Annotated in this window: 9 protein-coding genes; 2 read left to right on the top strand and 7 right to left on the bottom strand. The window is 59.8% G+C overall.

The features are described 5' to 3' along the window. A partial coding sequence (locus tag D8V06_RS22560) for an enoyl-CoA hydratase-related protein (protein WP_241667861.1) occupies positions 1–158 on the top strand: 158 nt, incomplete at its 5' end. Positions 159–335: 177 nt separating this feature from the next. Here D8V06_RS22560 and D8V06_RS22555 read toward each other — a convergent pair. The 3 genes from D8V06_RS22555 to D8V06_RS22540 form a co-directional block, all read right to left on the bottom strand. Further along, the gene (locus tag D8V06_RS22555; RefSeq protein WP_130907513.1) at positions 336–1,487 is read right to left on the bottom strand and encodes an acyl-CoA dehydrogenase family protein; all 1,152 of its coding nucleotides are present in this window, start codon (positions 1,485–1,487) and stop codon (positions 336–338) included. A 3-nt stretch (positions 1,488–1,490) separates the two neighbouring features. Beyond that, entirely contained in the window at positions 1,491–2,597 is a 1,107-nt protein-coding gene (locus D8V06_RS22550; protein ID WP_056855286.1) for an enoyl-CoA hydratase/isomerase family protein, read from the bottom strand. Positions 2,598–2,839: 242 nt separating this feature from the next. Further along, positions 2,840–3,547: an HPP family protein gene (locus D8V06_RS22540; RefSeq protein WP_056855287.1), complete on the bottom strand. Its 708-nt coding sequence runs from the start codon at positions 3,545–3,547 to the stop codon at positions 2,840–2,842. 337 nt (positions 3,548–3,884) lie between these two features. Between D8V06_RS22540 and D8V06_RS22535 the strand changes: the two genes are divergently transcribed. Further along, the gene (locus D8V06_RS22535) at positions 3,885–4,823 is read left to right on the top strand and encodes a tyrosine-type recombinase/integrase (protein WP_056855288.1); all 939 of its coding nucleotides are present in this window, start codon (positions 3,885–3,887) and stop codon (positions 4,821–4,823) included. A gap of 4 nt (positions 4,824–4,827) precedes the next feature. Here D8V06_RS22535 and D8V06_RS22530 read toward each other — a convergent pair whose 3' ends face one another. The 4 genes from D8V06_RS22530 to D8V06_RS22515 all read right to left on the bottom strand — a co-directional run bounded on the left by D8V06_RS22530 (position 4,828) and on the right by D8V06_RS22515 (position 9,200). After that, positions 4,828–5,892: an ABC transporter ATP-binding protein gene (locus D8V06_RS22530; protein WP_130904812.1), complete on the bottom strand. Its 1,065-nt coding sequence runs from the start codon at positions 5,890–5,892 to the stop codon at positions 4,828–4,830. Beyond that, a complete protein-coding gene (locus D8V06_RS22525; protein ID WP_177434474.1) occupies positions 5,889–7,439 on the bottom strand; it encodes an iron ABC transporter permease in 1,551 nt (516 codons plus the stop codon). The genes D8V06_RS22530 and D8V06_RS22525 overlap by 4 nt, the downstream gene beginning before the upstream one ends. A 51-nt stretch (positions 7,440–7,490) precedes the next feature. Then, the gene (locus D8V06_RS22520) at positions 7,491–8,504 is read right to left on the bottom strand and encodes an iron ABC transporter substrate-binding protein (RefSeq protein ID WP_130931842.1); all 1,014 of its coding nucleotides are present in this window, start codon (positions 8,502–8,504) and stop codon (positions 7,491–7,493) included. A 138-nt stretch (positions 8,505–8,642) separates the two neighbouring features. Next, positions 8,643–9,200 carry a PqiC family protein gene (locus D8V06_RS22515; protein WP_130931841.1) on the bottom strand — a complete coding sequence of 186 codons (558 nt, stop codon included), beginning with the start codon at positions 9,198–9,200 and terminating at the stop codon, positions 8,643–8,645. Positions 9,201–9,206: the final 6 nt, after the last annotated feature.

Raw genomic sequence — 9,206 nt, 5'->3', positions numbered from 1 at the left:
TGGTCAAGGAAAGCGTCAACCGCGCCTTTGAAGTGAGCCTGTCCGAAGGCGTGCGTTTTGAGCGTCGGGTGTTCCATGCGGCGTTTGCGACGCAGGATCAGAAGGAAGGGATGGCGGCGTTCATTGCCAAGCGTGAGGCTGAGTTCGTCGGTAAGTAATGCGGCGTTCTTGCTGACGTCATCGCTGGCAAGCCAGCTCCCACATGATGTAGCACCGATCGTTCCCACGTTCTGCGTGGGAATGCCGACCGGGACGCTCCGCGTTCCTTCGCAAGCGCGACGCAGAGCGTCACCGGATGCATTCCCACGCAGAGCGTGGGAACGATCATCAGGACTTCACACCAAGTAATTCTTCAGTTCGCGGGCGATGACCATCCGCTGAATCTCGCTCGACCCTTCATAGATCTGCGTGATTCGCGCATCCCGGTAATACTTCTCGACCGGGTAATCCTCCAGATAGCCATAGCCGCCGTGAATCTGAATCGCTGACGAACAGACTTTCTCGGCCATTTCCGAAGCAAACAGCTTGGCTTGCGAAGCCTCGGACAGACAAGGCTTGCCCGCGGTGCGCAGGCGAGCGGCATGCAGGATCATCAACCGAGCGGCATTGAGTTGCATGTGCATGTCCGCCAGCAAGTTGGCGATGCTCTGGTGCTCAATGATCGGCTTGTCGAACTGCACACGGTCGCGGGCGTAAGCCAGGGCCGCTTCAAAGGCGGCGCGGGCGATGCCCAGCGCTTGGGCGGCAATGCCGATGCGGCCGCCTTCAAGGTTGGACAGGGCGATGGCCAGGCCTTTGCCGCGCTCACCCAGCAGGTTGGCTTCGGGGATGGTGCAGTTATTGAGCGTGACGGCGCAGGTGTCGGACGCGCGAATGCCCATTTTGTGCTCGGTGCGGTCGACGATAAAACCGGCGGTGTCAGTCGGCACCAGGAATGCCGAAATGCCGCGCTTGCCCAGATCCGGATCGGTCACCGCAAACACGATCGCCAGTTTGGCCCGTTTGCCGTTGCTGACGAATTGCTTGGCGCCGTTGATTACCCAATGGCCATCGCGCAGTTCGGCACGGGTGCGCAGGTTGTGCGCTTCGGAGCCAGCCTGGGGTTCGGTGAGGCAAAAGCAGCCGATAGTCTGGCCGCTGGCCAGATCCGCCAGCCAGGTTTGCTTCTGTTGTTCAGTGCCGTAGTTGAGCACCGGCCCGCAGCCCACCGAGTTGTGGATGCTCATGAAGGCGCCGGTAGCGCCGTCGCCGGCAGAGATTTCTTCTACCGCCAACGCATAAGCCACGTAGTCGACATAGGTGCCACCCCATTCCTCGGGGACCACCATGCCGAGCAGGCCCAATTCACCCATTTTCGCGACCAGACCGTCATCGATCCAGCCGGCCTTTTCCCAGGCTTGTGCGTGAGGCGCGATTTCACCACGGGTAAAATCCCGGGCCATGTCGCGGATCATGACTTGCTCTTCTGTCAGTTCGAGATCGTGCATGGCTCAGCTCCCGCTCTCATCAAAACCGTTGAAGAAACTCGCCACGTGTTCGGCGTCCAGCGCCTGCAAGGTGGGCGGGTTCCAGCGCGGATTCTTGTCTTTGTCGATCAGCAAGGCGCGCACGCCTTCGATCAGGTCGCCGCGCTCGAACCACTGGCGGTCCAGGTGCAGCTCAAGGGCGAAGCATTGTTCGAGGCTCAGGCGGCGACCCCGCCGCAGCATTTCCAGGGTCACGCCCATGGCCAGCGGCGAGCGTGTCTGCAGCAGGTCGGCGGTGGCGGTGGCCCACTCGTGGCTATCAGCGACCGTTACTTCGCGCATTTGCTCAACCATACTCGGCACGTCGGGCAGGGCGAAGAAATGGTCGATGGCCGGGCGTAAAGTTGCCAATGGCGCATCTGGCAATTGTTGCACGGCGAGTTTCGCCAGCAGGCCCTGGAGGTCTTTGAGTGGGGTGTCGCGCCACTCCAGCTGATCGAGTTTTTCATCCAGCGTGGTCAGTTTGCTGCTGTCCAGATACCAGTCGGCCAAACCGCAATACAGCGCATCGGCAGCCCGGATCTGCACGCCGCTGACCCCCAGGTAAATCCCCAGTTCGCCGGGAATGCGCGGCAGGAAGTAACTGCCGCCGACGTCCGGGAAATAACCGATACCGACTTCTGGCATCGCCAGGCGGCTTTTCTCGGTGACCACTCGCAGATCGGCGCCTTGCACCAGGCCCATGCCGCCACCGAGGACGAAACCGTCCATCAAGGCCAGCACGGGTTTGCGGTAATGGTGAATCGCCAGGTCGAGGGCGTACTCCTCAACGAAGAATTCTTCGTGCAGGGTGTCGCCGTTCTTGAAGCTGTCGTACAGCGAACGAATGTCGCCACCGGCACAGAAAGCTTTTTCGCCGGCACCGCGAAGAACCACCGCATGCACCTGCGGATCACCGGCCCAGGCATCGAGCTGGCGGTGCAGGTTGCGCACCATGTCCAGGGTGATGGCATTGAGGCCTGCGGGGCGGTTGAGGGTCAGATGGCCGATATGGTTGCGTACTTCGGCCAGCACTTCATTTTGCATGGCTTCCATGGACTGCGGTCCATTCGATGTAACCTGAGCAGTCATCACTAACTCCCTGCTTTTATTGTTCTTTATTAGAGAAGCTCGCGCGCGAGCGATGCAAGATCGTAACAGTGCAAATTTGTGATGTACAACTGGGATATGTGCAGGTTTTATCTGCACAAATGCATGGAGAGAACGCAATACCCTGCAGGAGCGAGCCTGCTCGCGATGAGGCCCTGCCAGTCAACATCGATGCTCAATGGCAGACCGCTTTCGCGAGCAGGCTCGCTCCTGCAGGGATCTCATCAGGCGCTACGGCTCAACACCTCACCAATACTGCGCCGCTTGGCATGCAGTTCACTGGCATGGATCAGCTGTTCGAGGTCTTCGGGGGTGACGTCGAAGAACGCTTCCATCTCGGCCAGGGCCAGTTTCAAGTCCTGGGCGGTAATGGCTTGGGTCTCCACGGGCGTGTGATCAGCAGGAATCACTGCCACGGGCTCGGCGGCACGCTTGGGGTAACGGATACGGGTGAGGTTGTTGTAGGCCAGGGCGCTGAGCAACATGATCGACGCGCCGAGCATCACCGGACCCAGCGCTTTCCAGTCCATGGCAATGGTTGCCGGATCGGCCAGAACCAGGGTCAGCGCCAATGCGCCGGCGGGTGGATGCAGGCAACGCAGCCAGCACATCAGGATCAACGCCATGCCGGCCGCCAGACAGGCGCTGCCCAATGTCCGCCCCAGCACATGAGCGACCAGCAGCGATATCACACCCGCGCTCAGATAACCGCCGATGATCGACCACGGCTGGGCCAATGCACCGGAAGAAACGGCGAACAGCAACACCGCCGATGCGCCCAGCGGCCCGATCAGATGTTGCGCCACTTCGATGCCAAACACCTGACCACACAGCCAAACGCTGAGCAGCGTTCCCAAGGCCATGCCGATGGCAGCACGACTCCATTCCGTTGGGCGGGTGTTGATGGCGGCAGGCAACCAGCGAGCGAACATGATGTGGTGGTTTCCAATAACAAAATTCGAGGAAAAAAAAAGGCTTATCTGGGATAGCCAGAAAGCCCTTGAAGTTGTTCCAACTATTGGGGGAGGAACGCCGACAGTGTGCCGATCATTACTGATGCTGACAAATTCATATTAATGAAGCTTCAGTTCATTAATTCTGATGTAAAGCGACGCGCCGACCAAGTATGAAACACAGGAATTGCACCCCACCGCCAGGACAGTGGCCTTTATCGGCGATATTTGACTTTATCGGCCATGACCGGCAGCGTAACGGCCCTCTTTGTCTGCACACCGTTTGTAGCGATTTCTTTTATCAAGGCCGTTTCGTTTGACTGACTTACCTGTTGCTGATTCAAGTACGCCCAAGACCAACCCGCTGACTCTCTATCTGGCGCGATTGGCGCCCTCCAGCCAACTGACCATGCGCTATGTGTTGCAGGACGCCGCCGATCGCCTGGGCTTCGATGAAGTGAACATCGAAGAGATTCCCTGGCACAACCTGCAACCCGAAGACGTCATTGCCCTGGTCGCGACGCTGCGCACCGATGGGTACGCACCGAACACCTCTTCGCTGTACGTCAATGCCGTGCGCGGGGTGATGAACGAGGCTTGGCGCATGAGCCTGATCAGTCAGGAACATCTGCTGAAGATGCGTTCGGTCAAGGGCATTGCCGGCACGCGCCTGTCCCAGGGCCGCAATCTGCGGCGCACGCTGATTCAGGAACTGATGGAAGTCTGCGCCGCCGATCCCCGGCCGCAGGGCCTGCGGGACGCGGCGATCATCGGGATTTTATACGGCTCGGGCATGCGCAAGTCGGAATCGGTCAACCTCGACCTGAACCAGGTCGACTTCGCAGAGCGCAGCCTGCGGGTGACGGCCAAGGGCAACAAGCAATTGATCAAGTACGCCCCAGCGTGGGCTTTCGCTAAACTGGACGCCTGGCTGGAGCTGCGTCGCTCGATGCTCAAGGAAGGCGAACAGGATGACCCGTTCCTGTTCAATCGAATCCGTCGCGGCAGCCATATCACCCGCGAACGCATCACCAAACATGCGATTTACTACATCGCCAGGCAGCGCGGAACGCAAGTCGGGGTGAAAATCATGCCCCATGATTTCCGCCGCTCGTTCATTACTCGGGTGATTGAAGAGCACGATCTGTCGATCGCCCAGAAGCTCGCTCATCACAGCAACATCCAGACCACCGCCAACTACGATGTTCGCGATGACAACGAGCGGCGGCGGGCGGTGGATCGCTTCGATCTGTGAGCCCTCAGCTCAGTACGTGAGCATGGCCGATGGTCGAGATGTGAACGGCGCTGCCGGCCGGTGGGGCGTACATGCCCGAGCTGCGCACCAGCAATGATCGGCCGGGTTGTTCGCTGGTGATCAATGGCTGCAACTGCACTGTCAGCGTGCAGGTGTTGCCGCTGAAATCCCGGTCGGTGACCACCGCACGGCATCCGGAAATTTCCGTGTCGCTGGGCAGCAGGCTGGCCACTTGCAATTGCTCGGGCCGCAGCATGATTTGCGCCGTGCTGTTGTTGCGGTGATTGTTGACCGGAATTCGCCCCAGATCGCAGTGTGCCCAACCGGCTTCGATGCGTGCCGGCATGACCACGGCATCACCGAGAAAAAGCGCGGTCTGCTCGTCTTCGGGATAGCGGTAAAGATCCAGTGGATGCCCCGACTGTACCAGGCGACCGTTACGCATCACCGCCAATTGATCGGCAAAGGACAGGGCTTCGCTCTGGTCGTGGGTGACCAGGATCGTGGTCACGCCGGCATCGTCGAGCAAGCGCGCGACCATCTTGCGCATGGCCGAACGCAATCCGGTATCCAGCGCGGAAAAGGGTTCATCCAGCAACATCAGCCGAGGCTGTTGCGCCAGTGCCCGTGCCAGGGCTACCCGTTGCTGCTGACCACCGGACAACTCGTGGGGCCAGCGTTCGGCCATGCGCGAGTCCAGGGCCACGCTGTCCATCAACTGCGCCACGCGCTGCTGTTTTTCATTGCCCTTGGTCGACAAGCCAAAGCCGATATTGGCCGCCACCGTCATGTGCGGGAACAGTGCGCCGTCCTGGGGAACATAGCCAATCAGGCGTTGATGCGCCGGTACCTCGTGGGTGCTGTCGACCAGGGTCTGACCGTTCAGCGACAGGCGTCCGCTGTCAGGAAATTCGAAACCGGCGATCATGCGCAGCAAGGTGGTCTTGCCAGAGCCCGAAGGGCCGACAATCACCGTGCGACTGCCGCTGGGCACGGACAGGCTGACGTCGTCCAGCGCACGATAGGCACCGTAGGTTTTGTTCAGGGAATGCAGTTCAAGCGTGTTCATCGGCCAGCCGTTTTTTTCGATTGGTGATAAAGAAGTCCGGTCAACGGTAGCGACAGCACAATCATCAGCAACGCGTACGGCGCCGCGGCAGCGTAGTCGATTTCGCTGGTCATGGCCCAGAACCCGGTGGCCAATGTGCGTGTGCCGTTGGGGGCGAGCAGCAGGGTAGCGGTCAATTCGTTGGTGATCGCCAGAAAAACCAGTGCTGCCCCGGCGGCGGCACCCGGTGCCGCCAGCCGCAAGGTAATCAGCCACAGCGCGCGGGCAGGGGAGCGGCCGAGGCTGCGGGCGATATTTTCCAGTTCCACCGGCGCCTGGGCGATGCCGGCACGCAGGCTCACCAACGCGCGGGGCAGGAACATCAACAGATAAGCCAGCAGCACGGTGATGGTGGTCTGATAGATCGGCCGTGCGAAATGGATGGTGACGGTCACCAATGCCAGTGCAACGACAATGCCCGGCAATGAGCTGGTGATGTAGTTGCAGCTTTCGAGGACGCGTTGCATTCGTCCGGGATAGCGAATCGACAGCCAGGCAATCGGGATCGCAGCGCACGTGGTCAGGGCTGCGCCGCCGACGCCGAACAACAGGGTCTGCTCCAGTGCCGGCAGCAGTTCGGCCATGTCCCACACTTGCGAGCCTCCAGCAATCAGCCAGTTGCCCAACGTCAGCAACGGCACGCCCAATGCCAGCAGGCAGGTAACCCCCTGCAAAGCCAATCCGAGTGCAGTTGACGACGTGCGCAGGCAAACGATCCGCTGCTCACGGGCACTGCCCGAGCCGACACGAGCATAGCGCGCGGTGCCACGCGCTGCCGACTCAGCGGTGAGCATCGCCAGGCAACACAACGCAAGCACGCTGGCCAGCATGTGGGCAGCAGGCCCGTTGAAGGTGGATTTGAACTGATCGAAGATCGCCGTGGTGAACGTGTCGAAGCGGATCATCGCGTACAGCCCGTACTCGGCCAACAGATGCAGCCCGACCAGCAATGCACCACCGCAGATGGCCAGGCGTAACTGCGGCAGCACCACGCGGAAGAACACCGCCAAGGGCTTGAGCCCCATTGATTCGGCCACGTCTTCGATGGCGGGATCGAGGCGGCGCAGGGTGGCGGCAACCGGCAGGTACAGGAACGGGAAATAGGCGATGACCGAGACCAGCACCCCGGCAAACAATCCGTGAATCGGCGGCACCAGGCTGACCCAGGCATAACTGTGGACGAAAGCCGGCACCGCCAACGGGGCCGTGGCCAGTAATGACCACCAGCGGCGCCCCGGCAGATTGGTGCGTTCTGTCAGCCAGGCCAGCGTGACCCCGAGCGCCACGCACAGGGGAATGGTCAGCAACACCAGCAACACGGTGTTAACCAGCAATTCGCCCACCCGCGGCCGGAAAACCAGGGTGACCACCGTAGACCAGCCTGTCTGCAAGGACACGCCGATGACATAGGCAATCGGCAGCAACGCCAATAACGAAACCAGCACCGACAAACCGATCACCCACGGGCCGCCACGGCTCGCGAACGTGCCGCGAGATCGTCGGCGCAGATTGGCGGGAACGGCGTCAGTCACTCCCGCCGGCAGGGTTTCAGGTATCAATTAGAGCAGTCCCGCCTGAGTCATCAGTTCCACGGCTTTTTTGCTGTCAAGTTTCGAAGCATCGACAGTTGGCGCATCGAGCTGCTGCAAAGGCATCAATTTCGGGTTGGATTGAGCGTTCTTGCCCACGGCGTATTCAAACGATTTGCCGTCCTTGAGGATGGCCTGGCCGTCCTGGCCGGTGATCCATTTGAGGAACGCCTGGGCTTGTTCCTTGTGCTTGCTCGACGCCAGGACGCCGCCGCCGGAAATGCTGACAAAAGCACCGGGATCCTTGTGTTTGAAGTAGTGCAGGGCGGTGTTCTTGCTGTTTTCGCCGGTCTTGGCCTGGTCGACGAAGCTGTAATAGTGATAGATCACGCCGCTGTCGATCTGCCCCGCATTCACCGCTTTGAGCACCGAACTGTTGCCCCGATACGCGGTGAAATTGGTTTTCATCGCCTTGAGCCATTCGAGGGTTGCGGCTTCGCCTTTTTGTTCCAGCATCGCGGCGACAATCGCCTGGAAGTCGGCGCCGCCCGGTGAAGCGCCCCAGCGACCTTTCCAGGCCGGGGCGGCCAAATCCATGATCGATTTGGGCAGGTCGGCGTTCGGCAGTTTGCTCGGGTTATAGACGAACACGGTTGAACGCGCGGCGACTCCGATCCATTTGCCATGGGCTGGACGGTAAGCGGCGTCGACTTGTTCAAGCGTGGCTTTGTCGACGGGGGCGAACAAACCGGCGTTATCGACCAGCACCATGGCCGGCGAGTTCTCGGTCAGAAACACATCGGCCGGTGAATCGGCGCCTTCCTGGACGATCTGATTGCCCATCTCGGTGTCATCGCCGTTGCGCAGGGTCACCGGAATTCCGGTTTCCTGAGTAAACCCTTCAACCCAGGCCTTCGTCAGACTTTCGTGCTGCGCGTTGTAAACCACGATGCCGACGGAATCGGCTGCGTATACATGACCTGCGCTGACAAGAGCGCTGGCGAGCAAGGCTTTTTTCAGAAAAGACGGGACGCGGAAAATCATGCTTTAGCAGCTCCTTTTAATATTTTTCGAGCAAACAGATTCGACAAGATAGACGTCGATTATTGTAGATCAATAGGAATCATTTGCATGTTTGCGGCGCGGCAAATGTAATGCCTGAAATGAGAAAAATTCGTCAACTCATGGGTTTGATGGACAACCTTTTTGTGACCCGGAGGCAGCCTGGCTGATCACCGCGGCCAAGCGTTTGACGTTGTTTTGCTGAGCGGCTACCAACTCATCGATGGACGAACCGGAAGGCGTCTGCAAAGTGCTGCGACAACTCAACAGGGTGTTTTCATCGCCATTGGCGCCCCGCAGGCGCCACTTCACATCGATCAGCCCATACTGACCCGGAATCGAATCGAAGCGTTGCACCTCCAGCCTCACCGATATTCTGCGTTGCGGGTTGTTGTTGACCATCTGGTCGAGCAGGGCGCTGCGCAATTCATCCACCAGGCTGGCGCCCCACCATTGGGTTTCAAGAATGGCCATGCCAGTATTGCCTTCGCGCACCACGATCTGTGGACGATCCACTTGCGGCGGCACGGTAAGACCTTCGATCTGGATGTCCGTCGTGGCCCTGGTATTGCCGGACAGTTGCGCCGGCGTCAGGGTGTGAAACTGGATCGGATCGCTGCGGCAGGCGGTGAGCAAAGACAACGCGACGACCAGGGTCATTTTCATTGGAAAAGCCATGGGTGT

The organism is Pseudomonas sp. Sample_24, from assembly GCF_004307605.1.
Classification (GTDB): domain Bacteria; phylum Pseudomonadota; class Gammaproteobacteria; order Pseudomonadales; family Pseudomonadaceae; genus Aquipseudomonas.
Note: the sequence above shows the minus strand (reverse complement) of the source record. Positions and strands in the feature narration are given on the sequence as shown.

Excerpts from the sequence above, each read along its gene's own strand:
- D8V06_RS22555 (WP_130907513.1), bottom strand. The coding sequence starts at position 1,487 with ATGCACGATCTCGAACTGACAGAAGAGCAAGTCATGATCCGCGACATG.
- D8V06_RS22540 (WP_056855287.1), bottom strand. The coding sequence starts at position 3,547 with ATGTTCGCTCGCTGGTTGCCTGCCGCCATCAACACCCGCCCAACGGAA.
- D8V06_RS22520 (WP_130931842.1), bottom strand. The coding sequence starts at position 8,504 with ATGATTTTCCGCGTCCCGTCTTTTCTGAAAAAAGCCTTGCTCGCCAGC.
- D8V06_RS22515 (WP_130931841.1), bottom strand. The coding sequence starts at position 9,200 with ATGGCTTTTCCAATGAAAATGACCCTGGTCGTCGCGTTGTCTTTGCTC.
- D8V06_RS22550 (WP_056855286.1), bottom strand. The coding sequence starts at position 2,597 with ATGACTGCTCAGGTTACATCGAATGGACCGCAGTCCATGGAAGCCATG.
- D8V06_RS22530 (WP_130904812.1), bottom strand. The coding sequence starts at position 5,892 with ATGAACACGCTTGAACTGCATTCCCTGAACAAAACCTACGGTGCCTAT.